The organism is Rhodobaculum claviforme (assembly GCF_016653255.1).
Classification (GTDB): domain Bacteria; phylum Pseudomonadota; class Alphaproteobacteria; order Rhodobacterales; family Rhodobacteraceae; genus Rhodobaculum; species Rhodobaculum claviforme.
Window position 1 is genome coordinate 19,344 of sequence record NZ_NHSD01000284.1, and the last position, 24,387, is coordinate 43,730.

The 24,387-nt window shown below is 69.9% G+C and carries 23 protein-coding genes, 1 tRNA gene and 1 pseudogene; 15 read left to right on the forward strand and 10 right to left on the reverse strand.

The features are described 5' to 3' along the window. Positions 1-33: 33 nt before the first annotated feature. Both CCR87_RS11955 and CCR87_RS11960 read right to left on the reverse strand, forming a co-directional pair. Positions 34-696 (reverse strand): acetyltransferase, encoded by a 663-nt coding sequence (locus tag CCR87_RS11955; protein ID WP_201157750.1) that lies wholly within the window; start codon positions 694-696, stop codon positions 34-36. After that, complete coding sequence (locus tag CCR87_RS11960; RefSeq protein WP_201157751.1) at positions 693-1,925, reverse strand: DegT/DnrJ/EryC1/StrS family aminotransferase; 1,233 nt, start codon at positions 1,923-1,925, stop codon at positions 693-695. Before CCR87_RS11960 ends, CCR87_RS11955 begins: the two co-directional genes overlap by 4 nt. A gap of 175 nt (positions 1,926-2,100) precedes the next feature. Here CCR87_RS11960 and CCR87_RS11965 point away from each other — a divergent pair, with 175 nt between their 5' ends. From CCR87_RS11965 to CCR87_RS12000, 8 genes are all read left to right on the forward strand, one after another. Continuing rightward, positions 2,101-3,093 carry a hypothetical protein gene (locus CCR87_RS11965; RefSeq protein ID WP_201157752.1) on the forward strand — a complete coding sequence of 331 codons (993 nt, stop codon included), beginning with the start codon at positions 2,101-2,103 and terminating at the stop codon, positions 3,091-3,093. Between the two features lie 31 nt (positions 3,094-3,124). Next, positions 3,125-3,973, forward strand: coding sequence for a hypothetical protein (locus CCR87_RS11970; protein ID WP_201157753.1), 849 nt, complete (start codon positions 3,125-3,127; stop codon positions 3,971-3,973). A gap of 94 nt (positions 3,974-4,067) precedes the next feature. Further along, positions 4,068-4,244, forward strand: coding sequence for a hypothetical protein (locus CCR87_RS11975; protein ID WP_201157754.1), 177 nt, complete (start codon positions 4,068-4,070; stop codon positions 4,242-4,244). Positions 4,245-4,393: 149 nt separating this feature from the next. Continuing rightward, entirely contained in the window at positions 4,394-4,762 is a 369-nt protein-coding gene (gene tnpA / locus CCR87_RS11980) for an IS66-like element accessory protein TnpA (protein ID WP_201157755.1), read from the forward strand. Further along, on the forward strand, positions 4,759-5,106 hold the full coding sequence (tnpB, locus tag CCR87_RS11985) for an IS66 family insertion sequence element accessory protein TnpB (protein ID WP_201157756.1): 348 nt from the start codon (positions 4,759-4,761) through the stop codon (positions 5,104-5,106). The genes tnpA and tnpB overlap by 4 nt, the downstream gene beginning before the upstream one ends. A 62-nt stretch (positions 5,107-5,168) precedes the next feature. Continuing rightward, positions 5,169-6,788, forward strand: coding sequence for an IS66 family transposase (gene tnpC / locus CCR87_RS11990; RefSeq protein WP_201157757.1), 1,620 nt, complete (start codon positions 5,169-5,171; stop codon positions 6,786-6,788). Beyond that, entirely contained in the window at positions 6,788-7,084 is a 297-nt protein-coding gene (locus CCR87_RS11995) for a hypothetical protein (RefSeq protein WP_201157758.1), read from the forward strand. The genes tnpC and CCR87_RS11995 overlap by 1 nt, the downstream gene beginning before the upstream one ends. A gap of 7 nt (positions 7,085-7,091) precedes the next feature. Then, complete coding sequence (locus CCR87_RS12000) at positions 7,092-7,877, forward strand: hypothetical protein (RefSeq protein WP_201157759.1); 786 nt, start codon at positions 7,092-7,094, stop codon at positions 7,875-7,877. A 25-nt stretch (positions 7,878-7,902) separates the two neighbouring features. Here CCR87_RS12000 and CCR87_RS12005 read toward each other — a convergent pair whose 3' ends face one another. Continuing rightward, on the reverse strand, positions 7,903-9,327 hold the full coding sequence (locus CCR87_RS12005; protein ID WP_201157760.1) for a mannose-1-phosphate guanylyltransferase/mannose-6-phosphate isomerase: 1,425 nt from the start codon (positions 9,325-9,327) through the stop codon (positions 7,903-7,905). Between the two features lie 618 nt (positions 9,328-9,945). Between CCR87_RS12005 and CCR87_RS12010 the strand changes: the two genes are divergently transcribed. After that, a complete protein-coding gene (locus tag CCR87_RS12010; protein WP_201157761.1) occupies positions 9,946-12,207 on the forward strand; it encodes a right-handed parallel beta-helix repeat-containing protein in 2,262 nt (753 codons plus the stop codon). Between the two features lie 54 nt (positions 12,208-12,261). Here the strand turns inward: CCR87_RS12010 and CCR87_RS12015 are convergent, their stop codons facing one another. After that, the gene (locus tag CCR87_RS12015; RefSeq protein ID WP_201157762.1) at positions 12,262-13,065 is read right to left on the reverse strand and encodes an ABC transporter permease; all 804 of its coding nucleotides are present in this window, start codon (positions 13,063-13,065) and stop codon (positions 12,262-12,264) included. Between the two features lie 428 nt (positions 13,066-13,493). Here CCR87_RS12015 and CCR87_RS12020 point away from each other — a divergent pair, with 428 nt between their 5' ends. Then, a complete protein-coding gene (locus CCR87_RS12020; protein WP_201157763.1) occupies positions 13,494-14,630 on the forward strand; it encodes a sugar transporter in 1,137 nt (378 codons plus the stop codon). 15 nt (positions 14,631-14,645) lie between these two features. After that, the gene (locus tag CCR87_RS12025; RefSeq protein WP_201157764.1) at positions 14,646-15,401 is read left to right on the forward strand and encodes an ABC transporter ATP-binding protein; all 756 of its coding nucleotides are present in this window, start codon (positions 14,646-14,648) and stop codon (positions 15,399-15,401) included. Positions 15,402-15,444: 43 nt separating this feature from the next. Here CCR87_RS12025 and CCR87_RS12030 read toward each other — a convergent pair whose 3' ends face one another. Next, complete coding sequence (locus CCR87_RS12030; RefSeq protein WP_201157765.1) at positions 15,445-16,116, reverse strand: sugar transferase; 672 nt, start codon at positions 16,114-16,116, stop codon at positions 15,445-15,447. A 336-nt stretch (positions 16,117-16,452) separates the two neighbouring features. Here CCR87_RS12030 and CCR87_RS12035 point away from each other — a divergent pair, with 336 nt between their 5' ends. Then, positions 16,453-17,571 carry a polysaccharide biosynthesis/export family protein gene (locus CCR87_RS12035; RefSeq protein WP_338048919.1) on the forward strand — a complete coding sequence of 373 codons (1,119 nt, stop codon included), beginning with the start codon at positions 16,453-16,455 and terminating at the stop codon, positions 17,569-17,571. A gap of 15 nt (positions 17,572-17,586) precedes the next feature. Here CCR87_RS12035 and CCR87_RS12040 read toward each other — a convergent pair whose 3' ends face one another. The 4 genes and pseudogenes from CCR87_RS12040 to CCR87_RS12050 form a co-directional block, all read right to left on the reverse strand. After that, a complete protein-coding gene (locus CCR87_RS12040; RefSeq protein WP_338048920.1) occupies positions 17,587-18,567 on the reverse strand; it encodes a glycosyltransferase in 981 nt (326 codons plus the stop codon). Positions 18,568-18,727: 160 nt separating this feature from the next. Then, the gene (locus CCR87_RS12045; protein ID WP_201157768.1) at positions 18,728-19,882 is read right to left on the reverse strand and encodes a UDP-galactopyranose/dTDP-fucopyranose mutase family protein; all 1,155 of its coding nucleotides are present in this window, start codon (positions 19,880-19,882) and stop codon (positions 18,728-18,730) included. A 129-nt stretch (positions 19,883-20,011) separates the two neighbouring features. After that, a pseudogene (locus tag CCR87_RS17310) lies at positions 20,012-20,236 on the reverse strand (hypothetical protein); the annotation flags it as partial. A gap of 175 nt (positions 20,237-20,411) precedes the next feature. Then, a tRNA-Ser gene (locus CCR87_RS12050) sits at positions 20,412-20,501 on the reverse strand. Between the two features lie 164 nt (positions 20,502-20,665). Between CCR87_RS12050 and CCR87_RS12055 the strand changes: the two genes are divergently transcribed. Beyond that, positions 20,666-20,986 carry a hypothetical protein gene (locus CCR87_RS12055; RefSeq protein ID WP_201157769.1) on the forward strand — a complete coding sequence of 107 codons (321 nt, stop codon included), beginning with the start codon at positions 20,666-20,668 and terminating at the stop codon, positions 20,984-20,986. Positions 20,987-21,335: 349 nt separating this feature from the next. Here CCR87_RS12055 and CCR87_RS12060 read toward each other — a convergent pair whose 3' ends face one another. Continuing rightward, positions 21,336-22,334: a DUF2333 family protein gene (locus tag CCR87_RS12060; protein ID WP_201157770.1), complete on the reverse strand. Its 999-nt coding sequence runs from the start codon at positions 22,332-22,334 to the stop codon at positions 21,336-21,338. 262 nt (positions 22,335-22,596) lie between these two features. On the opposite strand from CCR87_RS12060, the gene CCR87_RS12065 reads away from it, so the two are divergent. Next, the gene (locus CCR87_RS12065; protein WP_201157771.1) at positions 22,597-23,094 is read left to right on the forward strand and encodes a sigma-70 family RNA polymerase sigma factor; all 498 of its coding nucleotides are present in this window, start codon (positions 22,597-22,599) and stop codon (positions 23,092-23,094) included. A gap of 16 nt (positions 23,095-23,110) precedes the next feature. After that, positions 23,111-23,926 (forward strand): anti-sigma factor family protein, encoded by an 816-nt coding sequence (locus CCR87_RS12070; RefSeq protein WP_201157772.1) that lies wholly within the window; start codon positions 23,111-23,113, stop codon positions 23,924-23,926. The last annotated feature ends 461 nt before the right edge of the window (positions 23,927-24,387 follow it).

Below are 24,387 nucleotides of genomic sequence, written 5' to 3' on the forward strand. Positions count from 1 at the left end.
GGCTAGGTCGGCGCCGTTATGCATAGAATTTGATCAGATCAATCCGTGCAGGCGGCTGCTGGGATAGCGGCGCAGCCGCGCGCGGGGGCCCGACACGACCGACCCGTCAGGCAGGTCGCGCGTGACGAAGGCGCCGTTCAGCACCGCCGAGCCGTGCCCGATCCGACGCCGCTCGGCGATGCCCGTCTGCCCCGACAGATAGCATTCCGGGCCGATGTCGGCATGACCCGCGACCATCACCTGCGAGGACAGGAAGCAGTGATCGCCGATCCGCGCGTGATGGCCGACCACTGTCATGGACCACACCACCACGTTGTCTCCGATGATGGAAAACGGCTGCACCGCGCAGGCATCGAGGATCAGGCAGTTCTCGCCGATCCGCTGGGCATAGACGGTGCTGGCGGGGTGAACGAAGCGGGCAAACCGGTAGCCGCGCGCCTTGCCCTCGAGGTAGCGGTCGCGGCGCAGGGTGTTCATCCGCGCAAACGAGAACGGGCCGAACAGCGTCACCCGGTCGGGGGGGAAGTGGTCCTCCAGATCTTCCCAGGCGACCAGGGGGCGGCCGTCGTGGTGCTCGGCGGTGCGCCAAGCCGCGTCGACTGTGTAGCCGACGATTCGGATGCCGGGCTGGGCGGCCAGATGAAAGGCCACCGTCTGCGCCGCGCCACCGGTGCCAAATAGGACGAGCTCGGTCATCGAGCACGGCCCTCGGCTTCGGCACGGGCCAGGGCGGCAACGATCCAGGCGATGCTAGCGAGGTCCAGGTCGGGGGCGGTGGGCAAACCCAGAAGCCGGTCACACAGCCTGCAGGTGACCGGCAGGACCCCCGCCGCCTCCGCCTTCGCCTCCGGGGCCTGCGTGTCGGCAAACCAGGGCTCCCGGTGGACCCCGTGGCCGTACCAGCGCCGGCTCTCGATGGCGTCGGCGTGCAGGGCGGCCTCGGCGCGGGCGCAGGCGCCGGCGTCGGTGGCCTCATAAAGGGCATAGGCCGGGCTGATCCGGGGCGGCAGGTGCAGCCGGCCCGCCACCCGGCCCTGCGCTGCCCGTGCATAGCTGTCGGCCACATGCGCCTGCGCCGCGCGGCGCGCGGCCAGATCGTCCAGCATCGCGAGCCCGACCGCGGCGTGGTAGTCGCTCATCTTGGCGTTCAGGCCGATGGTGCGGGCTGCGCGCGTGCCGAAGAACCCGAAATTGGCGATCTGCATGACCCGGCGCTGTCCCGAGGCGCAGCCCCAGGCCACCGCGCCCCCTTCGGCGGTGGAAAAGCTCTTGGTGGCGTGGAAGCTCAGCGCCATCGGGACCGTGTCCGACACCGTCCCTGGGGCGTCGCACAGCGCCTCGAACCCGGCCGCCGCATCGACGACGACGGGCACGCCGGTTTCGGCCTGCAGCCGGGCCAGCCCGGCGATGTCGGGCAGGATGCCATAGGGGGCGGCCGCGACGATCAGCCCGGCACGGCCGAAGTCGGGGTGCGCGCGCACCGCGTCGGGGTCCAGCGTCCAGCGCACGGGGTCGACATCGGCGAACACCGGGCGCCAGCCGCACATCTCGGCCGCCTGGGCGGTCGCCACGAAGGTGAAGGCGGGCATCAGGGCCACCGGCCGCGCGCCCTCCGCCACGCCGCGCCCGGCATGGGCCAGGATCGCCAGCATCAGCGCCAGCGTGCCCGAGGCTGCCAGGCGCAGCCCATGGGGCGGCACGGCGATCAGATCGGCCAGCCGCCCCTCCAGCTCCTCCACCAGCGGGCCGCGGTTGCTGTAGAGGCGTGTCGCATCGATGCGGCGCAGATAGGGCAGCAGCCGCTCGACGCAGGGCAGCAGCGGGCGAAAGACGGGCACCGGCGCCCTTGGCGCAGGGTCGGCCGGTGGCGGTGCCGCCTCCTGCGCGCGCGACAGATTCGGCGGAAACCCTTGGTCGTCTGCCATCGCGGAGATCCCTGCCGCTGTTGGGTGGTGGTGCGCCGATTGGCGATTTCGCGATGATAGCGCTGCGGGCAGGCCAAGCACAGGGCCCGCCGCCGGGATACCACCGTCTTGTCGGCCGCGCGGCGGTGCTGCTAGATCCTGCCCCAGGGCCGCGTCGCCCCCCCGAGAGGCCCGCATGCCGCCCGCCAGCGATCCCCGCCATGACCCGAGCCTGGAGATCCGGATCCCGATCTCGCCTACGCGGGGCTTCTATCATCAGGTGCGTTTCTTCGAGCACAACCTGCGCCGGCTCGGCGGGATCTACGAGCGGGCCCTCCTGCGCGTGGTGGTGGGTGATGACGCCGACATGGCCGCGGTGCGCCGCGACAACGCCTGGAGCGCCGGCCGTCCTGTGGATTGGACCGGCGTGCCGCGCGACATCTTTGCCCGTCACGGCATGTGGGGAACTGCGGATTGGCGCCTGATGCTGCCCCCCGAGACCGACCTGGTGGTGCTGGCGGATGCCGATACGGTCTGGCTGCGCGACATCGACCCGTTGCGCCACGCGATCGGACCTGGCGCGGTGGTCGCCGGCCACATGGCCCACGGGCCGCCCCCCATGCCGCGCGATGCGGGCGTGCTGGCGCGCACCCGCCGGCATGCGCTGTGGCCGGTGATCCTGCAGCTGTTCGACCTGCCGATGCCGGACCGCCTGCATCCTTATTCGATGGACGTCGAGGGCGCGTTCGGTCTTGCGCCGGCCTATTTCAACCTCGGGTTTGTCGTCCTGACGGCCGAGGCCATGCGTGCCTGCGGCCGCCGCGTCCCACCCGTCCAGGACCGTCTGCTGGAGGTCTGCCGTTCGCGCATGCGCTGCCAGATTGCGCTGACGCTGGCCTGCCTGATCGAGGGAGTGACGCAGGAGGTCCTGCCGGCGGAGTACAACGCCGCCAACGACCCCGTGCATGCAGCGCACAACGGGGTGTCGCCCGATGCGGTGCGGGTGCTGCACTATCTACGCACGCGAGAGCTGCAGCGCGACCGCATCCTGCTGCCCGAGCACCGGGCCGAGACGCTGGCGCTGGAGGGGGGGCATCCGCTGGACCGGCTGTTGCTGGAGCGGGTCGCGGAATTCCTCGGCAGCGTCGCCACCGGGGACGGGGGGCGACCTCCGCCCGGGGCCGGATGAGCGGGCATGGGCCATGGGGCAGGGGGCGGCGATGACATTCTGGACCCTCCATATCGGGACCCGCAAGACCGGCTCCAAGGCGTTGCAGCGGTTCCTGCGCGACCGCGCGGCGGCGGACCCGGCCGGGCTGTGTTATCCTGCGTCGGGGCGCGGGGCGCTGTGGCACCAGCCGGTCCACATGGCGCTGTGCGACGGCGACGACGGACCGCTGTCGCAGGCGGTCCGCGCCGCTGATCCGGCCCGGCATGCCCGCGCGGTGCTGTCGTGCGAGCTGTTTCACACCTTGCCCCGTCCGGCGGTGGCGTGCCTGCGCCGACACTTGGGTACGGCGCGGATCGTGATCTTTCTGCGCCGTCAGGACGCTGCTATCAACTCGCTCCTCAACCAGTACGCCAAGGCGCATCGGATCAGCCATGCGCAGGTCGTGGAATTCCGCGCCGCCGCGCTGTCGGCGCTGCCCGAGTTCGACTATGCCGCCATCCTGCGCGACTGGGAGGACGTCTTTGGCCCCGGCAGCGTGGTGCCGGTGATCTATGACAAGACCGTCGATGTGGTGGCGGCCTTCTGCGCCGCCACCGGATTGGAGCCGCCGCGCGAGGCCGCCCCCGCCGGCAACCCGAATCCGGCGCTGTCGCGGGCCGGCTATGCGGCGTTCCTGTCTGCCAAGCGGGCGGTGCGTGACCTTGACGAACTGCCCGGGGTGGTGGAGGATCTTCGTCGACGCTTGGGCCACGAGCTGTTGGACACCCGGCAGGTGGAGCCGCCGTGGCTGTTCGAGCCGGCCGAGCGGGCCGCCATCATGGCGCAGTACAGTGACGGCAACGAACGGGTGCGTGCGCAGTGGTTTCCTGCGCGTCGCGCACTTTTTGACGGGGGCTGACGGGCATGGTGCACCCACGCGCAGCCCAAACCCGGGCCGTCGGCCCCCTCCCTCCGTCAGAGGCCCGCGGTCGATGCTTGGCGCGGAGCCGGCCATGACCGCCGGTGACAAGCCGTTGGTGCCGTTCGCGCCCGCTCACATCGACCATGTCCGGCGTGAGCTTGCCAGACTGGAGGCGGCCTGGGGCGGCGGCGATCCGGTGTCCACGCTGCTTGCGGATGTCCGCGGCATTGTTCTGGGAACCCATGCTTCTGGGGATGTGACCGCTTAGGCCGCCGCCACCGCCCTGCGGCAGCGCCGCCCGTTCTCAATGCTGCGTCGTAACCACCCGGTTGCGGCCGCCTGCCCGGGGTGAGGTCTTTTCCTTATGCTACGTCGTTATTGGCGTCGGCAACGACGTCGTATGCGACGGGGGCGGTGATGCGGGATGGGGTGCTGCTCGGGGTTGAGCGGCGGCGTCGCTGGACGGATGAGGCCAAGCTGGCGATCCTGGGCGAGGTCGGGGTGAACGGCTGGACCGTGGCGGATGTCGCGCGGCACCATGACGTGACGCGGCAGCACATCTACCAGTGGCGGGGCGAGATGCGGCGCAAGGGGCTGTGGCCTCCGGACGACGCAGCCCTGTTCCTGCCGGTGGAGATGACGGCTGCGCCGGAAGTCACGGCGGAGCCGGGCGGGCCCTCAGCGGAGATCACGGTGATGCTGCGCAATGGCCGACAGTTGCGGTGTCCGGGCGGGATCGGGGACGCGGCCCTCGTGCGGCTGGTGCGGCTTCTGGAGACGGCATGATCGGGCCGGGGACCGGGGTGCGGGTGTATCTGGCCTGCGGTGCGACCGACATGAGGAAGGGGATCGCGGGCCTTGCGGCGCTGGCGCAGGACCAGCTGCGGCAGAAGCCCAGCAGCGGGGCGGTGTTCGCGTTCCGGGGCCGCAAGGGCGACCGCTTGAAGCTGCTTTACTGGGACGGCCAGGGTTTCTGCCTCTACTACAAGGTCCTCGAGCGTGGCCGGTTTCCGTGGCCAAGCGCGGGCGACGGCGCTGCGCGGCTGACCTCGGCGCAGTTGGCCATGCTGTGGGAGGGCATCGACTGGCGACGGCCCGACTGGGGCGCGCCGCCGGCCCGTGTGGGTTGATTTATCCGGCTGGATCGCCTTGTTTTCATGGCGTTCACGCGTGGCCGGTGGTAACTTTCGGCATGTCCGCCGACGCCGCAATCCTGCCCGAAGATCCTGCGCTTCTGAAGGCGATGATCGCCGTGCTGCAGGCCGAGAACGCCAGGATGTCGGCGACCATCCGCGCCCATGACCAGCTGGTCCAGACGCTGCGACTGCGCATCGCGAAGCTGAAGAAGCAGGCCTTCGGCAAATCCTCGGAGAAGGTCGAGCGCGAGATCGAACAGCTCGAGCTGGCGCTGGAGGACCTGCTGATCGCCGCCGCCGAGGGCGACACCACGCCGGCGGCCGAGGACGAGGCCGCGCCCGCGGCGCCCGCCGGCGCGACGGCCGGGCGCAAGCCCCGCCGCCGCCCGCGCGTGTCGGATGCCACCCCGCGCGAGCGGCGCGAACTGGACCCCGGCCCCTGCTGCCCGGACTGTGGCGGCGAGCTGCGACCGGTGGGCGAGGACGTCAGCGAGATCCTCGACATGGTCGTGGCACAGCTGAAGGTCCTCGAGATCGCGCGGCCGAAGAAGTCCTGCCGGCGCTGCGAGAAGATGGTGCAGGCGCCCGCGCCCAGTCGCCCGATCCCGGGCAGCATGGCGAGCGCGGCGCTGCTGGCCTACGTCCTGGTCTCCAAATTCGACGATCACCTTCCCCTGTATCGGCTGGCCGAGATCTTCGCCCGCATGGGCGCGGATATCCCGGACAGCACGCTGGTCGACTGGTGCGGGCGCGCGATGAAGGTGCTCAAGCCCCTGATCGACCGGATCGAGGCCGAGATCATGGCCAGCGACCTGCTGCACGCCGACGACACCCCGATCCGGGTCCTGGACCGGTCCCTGCGCGACCGGGGCCTTGGCAAGGGCGTGAAGAAGGGCCGGATCTGGGCTTATGTCCGCGATCAGCGCCCATGGGCGGGAACCGCGCCGCCCGGCGCCGTCTACCGCTTCGCCCCGGACTGGAAGGAAGAACACGTCCACGAGCACCTTCAGAAGACCGAGGGGATCCTGCAGGCCGACGGCTACAAGGGCTATGCCAAACTCTACGATCCCGGGCCCGACGGCGCCGTCCAGCTCCGCGAGGCGGCATGCTGGGCGCACCTGCGCCGCGACTTCCATGATATCTGGACCTCGACGGGATCAGCGATTGCCCGCGAGGCACTGGACCGCATCGGGGCGCTCTACGACATCGAACGCTCCATCACCGGCCAACCCGCCGATGTCCGCCGCACCACGCGTCAGGAACTCAGCAACCCCAAGGTCGAGGCCTTCCGTGCCTGGTCCGAGCAGCAGCTCACACGCATCCCCGGCAAGGGCGACCTCGCCCGCGCCTTCCGCTATGGCCTCAGCCGCTGGCCCTCGTTCTGCCTGTTCCTCGCGGACGGCCGCGTGGCCATAGACAACAATCCAGCCGAGCGTGCCCTGCGGCCCATTGGAATCGGACGGAAAAACTGGCTCTTCGCAGGCGCCGACACCGGTGCCGAAACCCTCGCGCGCGCCATGACCATCATCGAGACGGCCAAGATGAACGGCCTCGATCCGCAGGCCTACCTCGCCGACGTCCTCGATCGCATCAACGATCACATGATCAACCGGATCGACGAGCTGCTGCCCTGGAACTGGGCGCCACGCACCGCCCCGCAGGCCAAGGCCGCCTGATGGCCACCGTCACACAGGTCTACGCACTGGACCACGTCGCGCAGATGCTCGGTGAGGATCTGGAAATGCTGGAAGCGATCGTCAGCAACGACGACAACCTCTGCTACGGAAACATCATCAGCGTCCACACAGGCTCCGACGAGAGCGCCACCGTGCTCACCGCCCATGGCATCGAGGAGCTGCGCGACATGCTCCGTGACGCAAGGCGCTCCCCCCAACACTGGAGCGACTTCCTCAAGGATTTCGTCGACGACCCGGACATCATCGCACGCGTCAAGGAAAAAGGACCGCGGTAGCAACCGGGTGGTTACGCTGCGTCTCGGCGACGGCGAGGGCAACGTTCTGGGGTGCCGTGATCCCGACCTCGACCCGGCGCAGGAGCTGGCGTGGTTCGACGTCGTCTTTCGCCTGCAGGCGGGGACCGGGCTCGGGGCTGGCGACGCGCTGGACTTCGCGGCGCGGTTCGAGCGGGCTGCCATCGCGGCAGATGTGCTGGGTATCCGCGGCATCATGCCTTGGGCGCCACCGCGCGATGTCTATGCGAGTATCGGTGGTTATGTGCGCAACTGCCTGGCCGATGGGCGCATCCGGGCCGCGCTGGGGCATTTGCGGGCGCAGGACCAGGTGGAACGCTGGGCTCGGTCGGGGGCGCTGCGCGGCAGCCTGCTGACCCATGCCTGGGTCCATATCCCGTTGCTGGACCATCTGCCCGATCTGGTGGCCCTGGCCGACCGGGTCATCGTTGTGAGCGGCCGCTCCGAGATGTTCGCGCCCTTTGCGCGGCGCCATGGTGGCCAGGGGACGGTGGAGTTCGTCGAGGTGCCGTTGGAGCCACCCCTGCGGGCTGGGCCGGGGCGGCATTACCCGGACGTGTTCGAGACGGTCTGCCGACAGCTGGAGGGGGATCTGCGGGGGTGCCTGGTGCTGGTGGGAGCGGGGATCTTCGGCAAGATATACTGTCATGTCGCCCGCAGCTCGGGTGCTGTGGCGCTGGACCTGGGCAGCGGCTTCGATATTCTGGCAGGCCACAAGACGCGGCCTGTCCATAGCTTCTTCGGGGATGCGCTGGCGCGGCATCGGCTGGTTTAAGCCGGCGCGCATCTCTCCCGGCACCTCAGCTGCGGGCGTAGACGTCCTCGTAGCGGATGATGTCGTCCTCGCCGAGGTAGCTGCCGGTCTGCACCTCGATCAGGACCATGGGCAGCTTGCCCGGGTTCTCCATCCGGTGGACGGCGCCGAGCGGGATGTAGACCGACTGGTTTTCCGTCACGAGAGTCACGGTGTCGTCCACCGTCACCCTGGCGGTGCCCTGCACCACGATCCAGTGCTCCGAGCGGTGGTGGTGGCTTTGTAGGCTGAGGGCCGCGCCGGGGTGCACGACGATGCGCTTGACCTGGAAGCGCGTGCCGATGACCAGGCTTTCGAAATACCCCCAGGGGCGGTGGTCGACGGGGAAGGACTCCGCCTGCGGGCTCTGGCGGGCCTTGAGGGCGGACACGGCTTCCTTGACGCGCTGCGCGTCGCCGCGGCGCGCGACCAGCACCGCGTCGGGCATGGCCACCGCGATGATGTCCTCCAGACCGATTCCCACCACCTCCTGGCGGGGGGATTCCGAGCGCAACAGGCTGCCGGTGCAGTCGATGGCGGTGGCGTGCTCGGAGACGACGTTGCCGTCGCCGTCGGGCCCGGCCTCGCGCCACACCGCGTTCCAGTCGCCCAGGTCCGACCAGCCCGCGCCGAAGGGCACCACCGCAAGGTTTTCGGCCTGCTCCATCACCGCGTAGTCGATCGAGATGTCCTCGGCCCCGGCCCAGGGGCCGGGCGCCAGCCGCAGGAAGCCGAGGTCGGCCTGCGCCCCGTCCACCGCCCGGCGCACCGGGTCCAGCAGCGCGGGGGCATGCGCCTCGAAGGCAGCCAGGATTGCGCGCACCGAAAACAGGAAGATCCCCGCGTTCCACAGGTAGCGCCCGTCGGCCAGCATCTGCGCCGCGTGCTCGGCATCGGGCTTTTCAACGAAGCGCACCAGCGGGCCGGCGGCGGTGGCGTCGGCCGCCAGCGCCTCGGGCAGCTCCAGCCAGCCGTAGCCGGTCTCGGGGCGGTCGGGGCGGATGCCGAAGGTCACGATCTGACCCGCGCGGGCGGGGGCTGTGGCTTCGGCCACCGCCGCGCGGAATGCCTCGGCGTCGGGCACCACATGGTCCGAGGGCGCCACCAGCATCAGCGTGTCGGGGTCGTTGTGCTCCAGCCACAGGGCTGCGGCCAGCACGGCGGGGGCGGTGTTGCGGCCCATGGGCTCGATCAGCACCGCGCCGGGGTCGATGCCGGCGGCGGTGAGCTGTTCGGTGACGATGAAGCGGAAATCCGCCCCCGTCAGCACCAGCGGCGGGGCATAGCCCGGCCCCGACAGCCGCCGCGCCGAGGCCTGGAACAGCGTCTCCTGCCCGACCAGGGGGACGAACTGCTTTGGGTAGCTCTTGCGCGACAGCGGCCACAGCCGGGTGCCGGAGCCGCCGCACAGAAGGACGGGCGTAATGGTCATGGCGCGAAGCTCCCCTTCTGGGTTTTGCGGTGCGGCCCGACGACGGGGTCCGCCAGTGTGGCCCCTCGGCGCGGTCATTGCCAGATGTCTGGCCGATGGATACGGCAGCGGTGCGGATGCGTCCATGCGCGTCGGCGCGGATTTTCGGCCCGGTGGGGGGTGTGCCCGAATTCGGAGCCATGGTGGGAGGGGTTCGGATGCTGCCTGGAGGGGGGCATGGAGGTGCGAAAGCTTGACAACCGCACGCCCTTCGTGATAAAAGTATGATAATGGAAAGATGTGTCCGCGATGGCCCTCGCGGGCTTTTTTCGTTTTGGGGCTTTGGGTTTGCAGGGGGCGATCAGGCATCCCGGTCGCCTGCGCCCCGGCCCGACTGTCCGTTTCCAGATGATATTCGACCATTGCGCGGCTCCGGTGCGGGCCGCCTCCACCGTGGCCGGCCTTGCCATGCCGCGCCCGCCTGTCCTTTCGACATGATCTCGTCCGATGCCCCGGTGTTGCGCGCCCGCGCCGCCGGGGCCGCTCGGCGTCCCTGCGGGCCCTGCGGCGGTCCGGTGCCCCGGCGCGGCCGGGCCGCCGGCGCGCCGTGGTGCCGGCCGAGCCAGGAGCGCTCTGTCCATGACCTTCCATCTTTGCCAGGTGACCGGCACCCTTGTGGCGCCGGATGGCTCCCCCTTGCCCGAGGTGCAGGTGCAGTTCCTGCCCGCCCCGGTGAGCGCGCGCGGCGTGGGGGCGCAGACCCTTGCGCCGCATCCGGTGTCGGTCCTCACCGACCCCGAAGCCCGAATCGATGTCGCGCTGACCCCCGGCGTCTACAGTGTGCGCACGCGGGCGCCTGAGGGCCGCGAATACCCCCCTTTTCTGGTCGATGTGCCCGGGGGGCCGGTGGCGACCCTCGCCGATATCCTGCTGCATCTGCCGGCGCCGCAATCGGTCTATGACGCCGCCGCCAGCGCCCGGGTCGCCAGCAAGGCTGCGGCCGATGCCGCCGGCAGCGCCGCCGCCGCCGGCACGGCCGGCGACAGCGCCACGGCCGCCGCAACCTCGGCCGCCGCCGCCGAGATGAGCGCCCAGGGTATCGCGGACACCGCGGTGCAGGTGCAGGCCGACCGCGCCGGTGCGACCTTGGCCGCCGGGCAGGCCCAGACCGCCGCGTCGACGGCGCAGTCGCAGGCCCAGACGGCCTCGGCCTCGGCGGTGCAGTCCGGGGTGCACGCCACCACCGCCACCATGGCGGCCGTGACGGCGGAACAGGCGGCTGCGCTGGCCGAGGCCAGCAACCGCACCTTCGCTTCGCGCGCGGCCTTCGAGGCGGCCCAGATCCCGGCCGACGCCGACAGCTGGACCGTGCTGCACGCCGGGCTGCGGCTGGCCTATCGCCGTGACGCCGCCGGCACCGCCATCGAGAGCGCCAATGGCACCCGCGGCGCACCGGTGGGCGGCGTGCGCCCCGAGCACTGGGGCGCGGCGCCGGGCGTGGACTGCGCCGCGCAGATCCAGGCCGCCATCGACTGGCTGGAGGCGCAGGGCGGCGGGGAGCTGCTGTTTGCCGCGCGCAGCTACCCGATTGCCGCCACGATCCGGGTCAGGCGCAACGTCTGGCTCAGGGGCGAGGGCTGGCACTTCGAGGGCGATTTCACCAATTCCGCCGTGATCACCGGCAGCCTGATCGAACTGCAGCCCGGCGCCAACTGCGACCTGGTGCTGTTCCGGGCCGATCCCGCGCCGGGGGTCACCGTCCGCCAGCGGCTGCATGGGGGCATGCGCGACATCGGCGTGTTCGGGCGCCGGTCGAACAACTTTGCGCGCGCCGCGGTGGATCTGAATGCCGCCGGGCGGGGCATCCGCATGGAGGGGGTGTCCTATGTCACGCTGGACAACGTGTGCGTCTTTCGGTGCGCTGAGGCGGGCGTGTCGCTGGGCAGCTTTGACTATGGCGGTGGTGTCGGGCTGTTGTCGTGCAACAACATGAACTGGCGCAACGTGCTGTCGACCGGCAATGCCGGGGACGGCTTCGAGATCTTCGGCGGCGACGGTACCTATTCCCAGCTGGTCGCGGGGTTCAACGGCCGGCACGGTTTTCGGGTGGGGGATGGCCCGCTGGTGGGCTGCAAGGCCTGGAACAATGCCGAGCGCGGGTTCACCATCAGCAGCAACGCTGGCATGATCGGGTGCGATTCCTATGACAACGGGCACTGCGGCGTGCATGTCGCGGCCAAGGACGTCCGGTTGATCGGCTGCGAGATCCGCACCAACGGCACGGCGCAGCTGCCAAATGCGCGCGATCGGGCGGGGGTGTTCATCGCCTCGGGCGCGCAGGACATCGTCATCGAGGGCAACACCGTCGACAACAAGCCCGGCAAGACCCCGACCCAGCAGGTCGGGGTCCTGTGCGAAACCGCGGGCGTGCGGATCATGCTGGGCACCAATGTCGTGCAGGACAACACGTTGGCCAATCTCGCCATCGCCGACCTGACCACGGCGCAGCTGCATGGATCCGTCCCGGCGGGCGACCTGCGGCATCCGGGGTTCACCGCCACCGGCAACATCGACCTCGACGACCGGGTCCTGGCCCGGGCAAAGGGCATGACCTTCAGTGTCTGGGGCAATGTGACATTTTCCAATGGCGTGCTGGGGGTTGGGGCGAACACGGTGGTCTTTGCCAACATCGCGGCCGGCGCGACGGTGACGGAGCTGACGGCCGACATCAGCCGCGGCATCCCCCTTGTGATCGTGCGCAATGCGAGCGCGGCCCCGCTGATCTTCCAGCACGCCAACAACCGGTTGCGGCTGGTCGGCGGGGTGGACCGTACGCTGGCGCGCAACGAGGCGATCATGTTCGTCTGGGTCACGGGCAGCATCTGGCAGCAGATCGGCTGAGCCGGGTCTGCGGCTCCCCCCGGTTCTGTCCCCCGGCCACGCGTGCCGGGGGCGTCAGAGGTTGATGATCCGCTTGTAGTGCCGACGCAGCAGCATCAGCCCCAGCACCATCGGGACCAGCCCCACGGCGAAGACATAGGCGGGCGAGATGTAGCTGGGGTCATAGGTGGGGTAGAATCCCACCCGCATCTGCCCGGTGATGTGAATGAGCGGATTGTACCACAGGATCTGCTGTCCGATGGGGGGCAGGTCCTCGTAGATGAAGAACACCCCCGACACTAGGAACAGCGGAAAGGTCAGGATGTTCCAGAACGACTCCCATAGCGGGAAGGTGGGAAAAAGATAGGCGTTCAGACAGCCGATCCCCAGCCCCAGCACCGCCGCCATTGCCACCGCCAGCAGGATCTGCGGCAGGTCGAGCAGGGTGCGCGTCTCGAACAGCAGGATGCTGCCGGCAAAGACGATGTACATCACCGTGAGCCCCGTGACCGTCTGCACCAGAAACCGCGCCAGAAGGGTGTCGACAAAGGTCACCCCCGGATAGGCGAGCAGCGCCCTGGAGAAGGTGATCGCCCCCGCCACCACGTCCGAGATGCGCCGGTAGAACAGCAGCGACAGCACGCCCGTGGCATAGAAGATCGGAAAACTGATCCCCAGTGACGGGTTGCGGATGCGCAGGCCGAGCACGAGGATCAGGATCAGAATGGCCACCCCGCCCACCGGCTCCAGGATGGTCCAAGCATAGCCCCCGGGCGACCGGCCGTAGCGTGTCGACATCTCGCGCAGCATCAGCGCCAGCACGCTGCGGGTGCGCTGGAAGTGGCGGCGGCGCAAGGGATCGGGGTGTGCCCGTGTCATATTGGCCCCATCCTGCCGATCCAGCGGTCCCGGGGCCGTCCCGTCCGCGTGATCGGGGGCGCGGTCTCTGGATTTGCCCCTGTCGACCCTATAGTGAAAACGGGCTGGCACTGCAAAGGGCCGGCAGTGGCGACGCGCCGCGGCCCCGTTCGGGGCGCTCCGCGCCGTCCACTGGACAGCTGGCACGGGAGATCGGCGGCTTGGCAGGGCAGACCACCACCGATGCGGATGGGCCCGCAGACGCGTCACCTTCGCGCGAGACGGACAAGCCCGGCCGCGCCGCGCGCCCGGAGCGGGTGCGTCCGGCCGCGCGCCCTGGACCCCCCGAGGCTACCGAAACACCCGAGCGCGAGGCCCGCGGCCGAGGTGGCGGCGGCCGCAAGGACCGGCGCAGGGCCGACGCCGACCCAGGCCGGGCCTCCGATACGGTGCCGCCGCCCGTCCCGGCGGCGCATCTGCGCCCGCGCCACCGGCTCGCGTTGCTGAGCTTTCTGGTGCTGGTGCTGCTGCCGGTGGCGGTGGCGGCGTGGTATCTTTATGATCGCGCGGAGGACCAGTACGCCTCGATCATGGCGTTCTCGGTGCGCTCGGAGGACAACAGCTCGGCGCTGGATGTGCTCGGGCGGCTGGGCAGTTTCGGGGCTGGCGGCGGTGCCGGGGGCCGCGACGCCGAGATCCTGTACCAGTTCATCCAGAGCCAGGAGCTGGTCGCCCGGATCGACGCGCAGCTTGACCTGCGCAGCCTTTATGCCCGCCATGTGGACCGGGACCCGATCTTTGCCTTCCGCCCCGGGGGCACTATCGAGGATCTCACCGACCACTGGGCGCGGATGCTGCGCATCGCCTTCGACAACGCCACCGGGTTGATGGAGATCCGCGTTCTGGCGTTTGACCCGCACGAGGCGCAGGCCATCGCGCGCGCCATCCTTGCCGAGAGCACCGAGCGCATCAACGAGCTGTCGGCGGCAGCTCGGCTGGATGCGACGCGCTATGCCCGCGAGGACCTCGACGTGGCGCTGGAGCGGCTGCGCCAGGCGCGCGAGTCGCTGACGGAGTTCCGCGTGCGCAGCCAGGTGGTCGACCCTTCGGCCGACATCCAGGGCCAGATGGGGCTGCTCAACACCCTTCAGGCGCAGCTGGCCGAGGCGTTGATCGAGCTGGACCTGCTGCGCGAGACCACCCGCCAGACCGATCCCCGCATCACCCAGCAGCAGCGGCGCATCGAGGTCATCCGTGCCCGCATCGTCGAGGAGCGCGCCCGCATCGGCGGCGGCCGGGGGCCGTCGGGCGAGGATTTCGCCACAGTCATGGCGGAGTTCGAGCGCCTGAGCGTGGATCGCGAGTTCGCCGAGCAGGCCTATCGCTCGGCGATGTCGGCGCATGACGCGGCGCTGGCCGACGCGCAGCGCGCCACCACCTATCTGGCCACCCATGTCATCCCGACGCTGGCCGAAAGCGCCCGCTACCCCGAGCGCGAGAAGCTTCTGGCGCTGACGGCGTTCTTTCTGTTTCTTGCCTGGGCGGTGGGTGTGCTGGTGTTCTACAGCGTGCGCGACAGCCGCTGAGGCAGGGGGCGGGGCATGGGCGCGCACCACAGGAACACGACCGGCACGGACGGCGCCGGCGCGCCCGCGCCGGGGTCGATCCGCATCGAGAACGTCTCCAAGACGTTCTGGGTCCGGGGACAGCCGAAGCACGCGCTGCGCAATGTCAGTCTGACAATTCCGCCCCGCACGGGGGTGGCGCTGCTGGGGGCCAACGGGGCGGGCAAGTCCACGCTTTTGTCGATGATCGCTGGCACGCTGGCGCCCGACGCCGGGCATATCCACCTGCACGGCAGCGTGTCATGGCCCGTGGGGTTCCGCGGCAGTTTTCACCGCGACCTGACCGGCGCGCAGAACACCCGCTTCGTGGCCCGCATCCACGGCGTCGACACCGAGGCGCTGAGCGACTTCGTCGAGGAGTTCGCGGAGCTGGGCCCGCATTACCACATGCCGCTGCGCACCTATTCCAGCGGCATGCGGGCGCGGCTGTCGTTCGGGGTGTCCATGGGGATCGCCTTCGACACCTATCTGATCGACGAGGTTACCAGCGTCGGCGACGCTGATTTCAAGGCCAAGAGCCGCGCATTCCTGATGGCCCGGCTGGAGACCAGCGGGGCCATCATGGTGAGCCACTCCATGGGCAAGCTGCGCGAGATCTGCACCCGGGGCGCGGTCCTGCAGGACGGGCACCTGACCTGGTACGACGATATCGAGGACGCCATCGCCCACCACGAGGCCAACATGCGCCGGCGCGCGCGCCATCCCGTCACCTTCGATGATGACGACGAGTGAGCGGGCGGTGGGCGCGCGGAGGACTGGCCGGGAGGCCGCGCCCTCAGGGCCGGGGCGGCGCGCGCCGCCGTCCGGCCCGTCCCGGGGAGGGGCGCCGCCACACCACCCCGCCCACGGTCCTGGCCAGCAGCCACAGCTCGCCACATGCCGTGGCCCGGCGCTGCCACACCAGGTCCAGCCGCGCCTTGCGCGGCACACAGCGACGCATGTAGACCGCGTCGGTTTCCGCCGCCGTCCGGCAGGCAGCCAGAAGACGCTCCTCGTGGCGGTGGAACACCAGCGTGGCCAGCCCGGTCAGGCCGGGGCGGTCGCGCAGCACGCGGGCGTACAACTCAGGACAGCGCGCGACATAGAGCCGTTCGGGTGGGCGCGGGCCCACGAAGCCCATGTCGCCGCGCAGGATGTTCCACAGCTGCGGCACCTCGTCGAGGCGCGTGCGCCGCAGCACCCGCCCCAGCCGGGTGACCTGATCGGCCCGGTCACCGCCCAGGACCCCGGTCGCTTCGGCCGCCACCCGCATGGTGCGCAGCTTGTAGAGCCGGAAGCTGCGTGTCGGCGTGCGCATGCGTTCGGCCATGTGGAACACCGGCGCGCCATCGACCAGCCGGACCAGGCCCGCCAGCACCGCGAGCAGTGGCAGCGCCAGCGGCGCCACCAGAACCACCAGGACCAGGTCCAGCGCCCGGGCCGGAACGATGCGTTTGCGCGCGCTCATGCACTCCGGGCCAGCATGGCGCACCGCGGTGCGTTGCGTCGGTGCCGCATTGATGAAGCGGTCGGTCCCATCTCGTCTCTGCGTCGTTGACCCCACTTTTTCGGGCTGTATCGTGCCGCCATCGGGCTAGTCCACCGCGAAACCTCCATCCTGGGGCCATGGCGCACCAACTGGCTGCGGATCGGGCAAAAGACATACAAGGCGCCCAAGCGCCTCCCAGCGACAGGATTGGCAATGGCTCAGGCACGGCAAGGCGGGTCCATTCCCCACGGCATCGGCCCGTCGCCCTGCGTACAGTCTCCGCCCTGCATCCAGCGTCCCCCCGGTGGTCGCCCGGTGTGGCGCGGACTGCGGGTGGTGGTGGTGGTGGCCGGGCTGGTGCTGCTCGCGGGCTGCGCCACGCTGCCGCGCAGCGCCGCGGTCCAGGGCGAGATCCTGCGCAACAGCACGTCTGATACCCGCGACATCGCTGTGGTGCAGGTCACCCGTGCCGGGCTGGGCGCGATCGGCCGCTGGCCCGCGTCGGTGGGGTCCGGCGGGCAGGACACGGGGTCCTGGCTGCCGCGCAGCGCGGGCCCCGACAGCCCCGTGATCCGTCCCGGAGACAGTATCAGCCTGACGGTGTGGGACAATGATCCCAGCTCGCTGCTGACCCCCGAGGGGGCCAAGCAGGTCCGCATCGAAGCGCTGCCGGTCTCGCCGCAGGGGACGATCTTCGTGCCCTACCTCGAGGAGGTGGTGGTCAATGGCCAGACCCCTGACCAGGCCCGCCGCCGCATCCAGGAGCAGCTGGATGCCATCCTGCCCTCGGCGCAGGTGCAGCTGATCCTGGGGGCCGGGCGGCGCAGCTCGGTCGATCTGCTGGGCGGCGTGGGGACGCCGGGCAGCTATCCGCTGCCGGATCGCAACTTCTCGGTGCTCAACCTGATTGCGGCGGGCGGCGGCGTGGCCGGGCTGGAGAACCCCCAAGTGCGGCTGACGCGTGACGGTCGGGTGCACCGGATCGCGCTGGAGCGGCTTCAGGACGACCCTCGGCTGGATACCATCCTGCGCGGCGGCGATTCCGTCAGCCTGGAAGAGGACCGCCGCCGCTTCATTGCCCTGGGTGCTGCGGGCCAGCAGAACGTGATCCCCTTCGGACGCGGGCAGGTGACCGCGCTGGAGGCGGTGTCGATGATCGGCGGGGTGTCGGGTGACCGTGGCGCGCCGGGGGGCATCCTGGTGTTGCGCGAATACGCGCCCGCTGCGGTGGACCCCGAGGGGGTGCGCGGGCCGGACCGCGACCGGGTGGTCTTTGCGCTCGACCTGACCACCGCGGACGGGCTGTTCAGCGCGCGCAACTTCACCATCGCGCCCGACGATCTGGTGCTTGTGACCGAGGCGCCGGTGACCTCGTTGCGCACCATCCTCGGCCTGGTGGGCCAGGGCTTCGGCGTAGCCGCCCGGCTGGAGTGAGGCGCGGCCGGGGGGCTAGGGTGCCGCGCGGCTGCGCCGCGGGCGGGCCATCGCGCGGATCTGCCGGTGCGGGCGATGGCGCTGGCCGGCGATCCCGTCGCGCACCGCCAGCGCCAGCAGCCGCAGGAAGACCGGGCGCTCGTCCCGGTCATATTTGCGCAGCTTCAGCGCCCATTTCGGAATGCTGATCAGCACCACCGGCCAGAATAGCACCGCGCCGGCGGCGGCGCGGTAGGCGAACAGGCCATTGCGGTAGTTGTAATAGACCTTCCACAGCGGGCGGTGCACCTGCCCCTGGCCGCGGCGGAAGGTGGTGCAGTCATGCTCGAAGGCGATCCAGGGGGCAAAGCCGATGCGCCCGCCGGCCCGGCTCAACTCCAGGGTGTAGAGCACGTCGTCGCCATAGATGAACAGCTCGCCGCGCGGATAATCGGCCCGGTCCAGCGCGGCCCGCGACAGGAACAGCCCCACGAAGGAGGCCGTATCCACGGGCATCGGGTGGAGTGTGTCGTAGTGGGAATTCGCGACATGGAACCCCGCGCGCCCCCCCCCCATCAGCGTGCGCGCAAAGCTGCGCCAGCACCAGAACGGGTTGCGCGCCGGGCGGTTGGTCTCGCAGATGGTGCCATCGGGATAGTACACGCCGCCGGCGAAGGCGTCCCAGGCGGGGGGAGCGTCCGCGGCTGCGCCCGTCACCATGCCGCGAAACCGTGCGAGCGCCCCGGGGTGGGGGCGGGCGTCGTCGTCCATCACCAGATACCAGTCGGCATCGAACAGCGCGCGCGCCATGCGCAGGCCCTGCTCGAAGCCACCCGCGCCGCCCTGGTTGCGCCGGCTCGTGTGCACATGCAGCCGGGCATCGTCCACCCCGCCCAGCCAGTCCGCCGTACCGTCCCTGGAGGCGTTGTCCACCACCACGAGGTGGTCCACCCCCTCCGACAGCAACCGCCGCACCGTGCGGCGCAACTGTCCCAGCCGGTTGTACGTGACGACCACCGCCACCAGCCGCACGATCTCCGGTGCCCGATCAGGGGTTCGGTCCGTCGCCGGGGCCGCCACGGGGGCGGGCGCAATATCCGCCGCTGGGATGCCCGTCGCCTCGGCGTGCGTCCTGGCGGTACTGCGGGGCTTCAGACCGTCGAACATCGCGCGCCGCTCATATCGGTCGGACGGCGAAGGCTGGCATCCGTGTGCCGCGCGCGTCGTGGATCCGGAAGGTGCGGGCGGTGTCCAGCGCCTCACGGATCGTCACGTCCATGTCCAGATAGCGATAGGTGCCCAGCCGGCCGACGAAGGTCACACCGACCTCGGTGTCGGCGCGCTCGACATAGGCGCCAAGCAGCTTTTTTTCCTCCACCAGCCTGATCGGATAATAGGGGATGTCAGCGGGCGCGCAGGCACGCGAATATTCCCGGTAGCACACCGACAGGGCGTGATCTTCCCAGGGGGCAAAATGCCTGTGCTCGGTGATGCGGGTGAACGGCACATCGACCTCCGGATAGTTCATCACCGCGCAGCCTTGATAGTCCCCCCCGTGGGTGAACCTCTCGAAATCCAGCGTGCGGTACCCTAGGCGGCCCATGTCGAAGTCGTACCACGCGTCCAAAGGGCCTGAATAGAAGACATGGTCGAAGTTGCCCGCCATGTCCCGGGAAAACCGCGACTCCAGATGCACCTCGATGCCCGGATGATCGAGAATGCGCCGGACCATGGCCGTGTAGCCGGTGGTCGGCATTCCTTGGAAGCGGTGAAAGAAGTAATTGTCGTCGTAACTGAATCGCACCGGCAGCCGCCGCAGGATCGACGCCGGCAGCGCGGAGGGCGCGCATCCCCACTGCTTGACGGTGTAGCCCCTGAAGAACGCCTCATAGAGATCGCGCCCCACGAAGCGCAGCGCCTGTTCCTCGAAAGTCTGCGGGGCCACGATCGAGGTGTCGGCCTGCGCCTCGATGAAGGCAAAGGCCTCGTCGGGGCCCATGGCGGTGCCGAAGAACTGGTTGATGGTGTGCAGGTTGATGGGCAGCGCATAGACCCGCCCGCCGACGGTGGTCTTCACCCGGTTGCGATAGGGGCGGAAGATCTCGTAGCGGTTGACGTAATCCCACACCTCGGTGTCGTCGGTGTGAAAGATGTGCGGGCCGTAGACATGCACCAAGACCCCGGTCTCGGGGCAGCGTTCGGTATGGCAGTTGCCGGCGACATGATCGCGCGCCTCCAACACGGTGACGGCATGGCCTGACTCGGCCAAGGTCCGGGCGATCACGGCGCCCGACAGCCCCGCCCCCACGCACAGGATGGATTTCATGCCCATGTCACCATGTCCCCGGGTATGGATGCCATATTCGTCAAAAGCCAATCCTGCGGTGCTACACCGTCGATCCCCCCGTCTTGTGGTCAGCCGGTCCGGTGTTCGTCAAGGGAGTTGTCGCTTGGGAATGGTTCATGCTGCGCGCTGTTCCTGGCCGGCCATGGGGGCGCCGCCGCCAGCTTTGTGGGGGAGCGCGTCGGCGCCCCCATGGCCTCCGCGCCGGCTGTCGGGCCGTTCGGGGTTGAGCCAGACGGCACCGACAGTCTGCCAGTTGCGCGTCTTGCCTGACCAACGTGCTGGGTGCCTTTCACGCGCGGCCTGATAGACAGCGTGGCGGTTGGCGAGGAGCGCCACATCCGGCATTGATTATGTGACCGCCCCCCGACGGCATCGATGTGCAAGGTGGGCGGTCACATCATCAACGCCGATCCAGAAGCGCTTTCAAGCTCTTCTCAGGATGCACGTAAGATGACACATAAGAACCGGATACCTTCATACTTTTCATTCAAAAACAATGGCTTATATTTATTATTGGCGGAGAGAGAGGGATTCGAACCCTCGAGACGGTTTCCCGCCTACACGCTTTCCAGGCGTGCGCCTTCGACCACTCGGCCACCTCTCCGTCGCCGCTGCGTTATCAAAGTGTGGCGGGTTAGGGAAGCGGTCCGGATGCGCTCGGGCGATGGTTCTGCGCGGATCCTGCACGGCGGGCAGAGATTTCATGGGGCGGGCGGGATGAAACTGCTGTCGGGCGCGTTTTTCCAGTATCAAGGAGGGAGACGTTCCATGACTGCACGACTGACCGACGGCCTGCGCAGCGCCGTGAAGACCCTGCGGCGGGACGGCCCCGTGGGGCTGGTGGCCCGGACCCGCCTGCGCGAGCCCGGCGCCTATGAGGACTGGTGCGAGGAGCGCGACGTCATCGCGATCATCGCCACCCTGCGTCGGCTGTCCGAGCGCCAGCTGGAGCGCATAGGCATGAGCCACGCCACCCTCGCACTCGATGTCGAGGACCTGGTGGCCCGCGCCATCCGCGAGCGCGAGATCACCGGCGAGGTCCTGCGCGTGGTCGACACTGCCCCGCAGCGGATGATGGCGGCCGAGTAAACCCGTAAACCCGCGCCGCCATCGCGATCCCTCCGCCGTCGAGGGCAAATGCAAAACCCCCCGAGTGTCACCGCACCCGGGGGGTTTTGGCATGCGGCACCGGCCCTCCGCCGCGTTGGCCGCCCCCGCCATGCGCCGGCTGCAGGGGCTTTGGCTGCAGGGCCTTCCGTGGGACCTTCGAATCTGGCGGGCAGGCCCGTGTGGCGGTGCGCACCGCGGGCAGCAGGATGGGGCGGACAGGATGGCGCAGACGCGGTGCCCCCTGTGGCATCCCGCAGGGCCCTGAAACAGGCGGGGCGCCCTGCGGATCCTCCGAAAGACGCCCCGTGGCGGACGGATCCGCGCGGCCTCAGCGCTGGACGCGGATCACCTGGGCAACCTCGTCGAGCTGCAGGATCGCGCGCTTGATGTAGAAGCCCTGCATGTGCAGGTGGTTGGCAAGGACGCTCGTATCGCCGCCACCGTTGAGCACCACCGCCGGGCGCAGCAGCGCCGCCGAGCGCAGGCTGTCGAGGGTCTGCACCCAGATCGAGGTCAGGCCCTGCGCCTCGATCAGGGCCGCGAAATCCCGGCCCAGCTCGCGGATCAGCAGATAGTTGCCGTAGGCGACACCCTTGTTGAAGTAGAAGATGTCGTCGGCGACGAAATCCAGGACGAAGTTGTCACGGCGCAGATGCGCATCCGTGAGTGCCGCGCGCGCGCCCAGCTCGGATGCGATGCGCTGCACGATGGCCGCCAGCGCGTCGGCGCGGGTTTCGAACACCGCCTGGCCGGCGGCGACGCGGGCGTTGTAGGCCTCCAGCGCACGCATGGCGACGCGGTACTGGTGGTCGGCCGGCTGCACCGGCAGGAAGCCCTCCTCGAAGTTGAAGAACCACACGTCGGTGGGGAACTGCAGAAGCCCCGCCGCGCGCTCCAGGTCGGGGTCGATGGCCGAGGATCCGCGCAGCCGGCCGACCTGGTCCTCCAGCTCGATGGTGAAGCGGCTGACGGCGCGCATCAGCCCGCGCTGGAAATTGGGCGTGTTGTCAAGGAACGCCGTGGGATAGAACGCCGGATCGTTGGCGATCCAGCGGTGGGTAACCGTCTCGCGCTTGATCAGGCCCGCGGCCATGTTCACCGCGTGGCTGCCGCCCTCGACCGCATTGACCGGCACGAAGTCGAGGTCGGTGTCGATGCGGTGCATCAGATTGCCGATCACCCCGAAGTACAGCACCACCAGCGCCACGACATAAAACGTGCCGCGCTTGGCGATGGTGGTGGGGCGTGTGCCGAACACCAGCGCCGGCACCGATCGCCTGGGGCTGGGCACCGGCAGCTGGGGGCGCACGATCACCTCGTTGGCCATGTCCTGATCTCCATTTCCTTTGATCCCCCGGAGCCGCGGCCTGCGCCGCCGCTTTTTCAATGCATTCGACACAACAACGCGGGAAAGCCGGGTTTCATCCCGCGGCGCGGCCTTCCCCACACCCATCATCACGAAGCCGTGATGATGGGGATGAAACCGCGTGCCCGGACGTATTCATTCACCAAGGCGCGCCGACTTGCCCGCCCGGATCATCCGCCGGGGCCCCAGCAGCCCCGCTACACCATGAGAGGGAGGGGCCAGCGTGGCCATCGCCGAACAGATCCATACCCATGTGCAGGGATTGCGCCGGTACGCGCTGGTACTGACGCGCAACCCCGACGACGCCGAGGATCTGGTGCAGGAAACGCTGACCAAGGCGATCGCGGCGGCCCACACCTGGCAGCCGGGCACCGAGCTGCGGCCCTGGCTGTTCCGCATCCTGCACAACACCCATGTCAGCGGCCTGCGCCGGGCGCGCGTGCGCGCCGATGCCGCCCCCGACCTGCCGGAGGCGGTATCCCAGCCCGACGCGCTGGCGCGCATCGAGCTGGCGCAGGTCCTGCAGGCGCTGGAGGAGCTGCCGGAGGCGCAGCGCAAGCCCATCCTCCTCGTGGCGCTGGAGGAGATGAGCTACGCCGAGGCCGCGCGCAGCCTCGATGTGCCGCTGGGCACCTTCATGTCGCGGCTGGGCCGGGGCCGGGCCGCGCTGCGCAAGCTGATGGGCGAGCTGCGTCGCGGCAAGCTGCATCTGATCGCTTGAGAGAGAGGGGCACACCATGACCCGCCAGATCCCCGCCGCCGATGCCGACCTCGATGCCCTGCTGATGGCCCACGCCGACGGCCAGCTGTCCCCCGAGGAGGCCGCCGAAGTCGAGGCCCGGCTGGAGCAGGACCCCGATGCCCGCGCCACGCTGTCAGCCTGGTGCATGCAGGGCGCCGCGATCCGGGCCGCCGCAGACGCGCTGGACACCGCCCCGCCCAGCCTGCGCACCGCCGCGCTGGAGCGCGAACTGGCCCGCGCCCTCCAGCGCCAGGGCTGGCGGGCGCGGCTGATGGGGCCGATGATGGGCGCCGGCCTGCGCCGGATCGCCGCCGGTGTGGTGCTGTTCGCCGCCGGCTGGGGCGCGCACTGGATCCATGACGCCGCCACCACCCCCTATCCCGGCTATGTGGCCGAGGGTCTGGGCGCGCATCAGGTCTTTGCCAACGACCTGCTGCGCCCGGTCGAATTCACCGCCGAGGCGACCGAAGGCGCGCTCGACTGGGTGGCCGCCAAGCTGGACCGCAAGCTGTCGCACCCCTCGCTGGCGCCGCTGGGGCTGGAGCTGGTGGGCACCCGCATGCTGGGCACCCGCGAGGGGCCGATGGCGCAGTTCATCTATGAGGACGCGGACGGCCACCGGATGTCGCTGATCCTGGCCCCGCACCCCGAGAACATGCCCGCCGCCCCCCTGCGCATGGCCCGCTGGGGCGAGGATCGCGTGGGTTACTGGCGCGACACGCAGCTGGATTACGCCGTGGTGGCTCAGACCAGCGACATGCAGATCCAGGCCGTGGCCGAAGAGGTCGCCCGGCTCCTGGGTCCGGGCTGAGCGGAGGGCACGGGGCCGGGGGGAGGACCAGGATCATGGGACCGGACCGGACCTTAGGATCGGAGCTGCGGCCCGAGGCACCTCCCGATGCGCCCCCGGCACGGGTCCCATGCCCCCGCCATGCGGCCTCCCATACGGGGCCTCCTGCCATACGGCCGCCCCTGCGGACCCCATCTCCCGATACTGGCCCCCCTACGGACCCGGATGCGCCGTCCGACGGGCACTCGCGATGCGGGCGCGATGCAGACCCGCCTCGGACTCGATTGCGGGCCAGATTGCGGATCCGCCGCACCCGGACCGGCGGACGGCCCCGCGACGGAACGATCGTGGGGCCGCTGTGGCGCCGTGGCGCCTCGGCCATGGGGCGGCGGAGCAATTGCCCAGGGGTGCGGGCATGGCCCGTCGCACGCTGTGCGCGCGCCCGGATCGCCCAACCCCGCCCTGCCCTGCCCCGCCCTGCC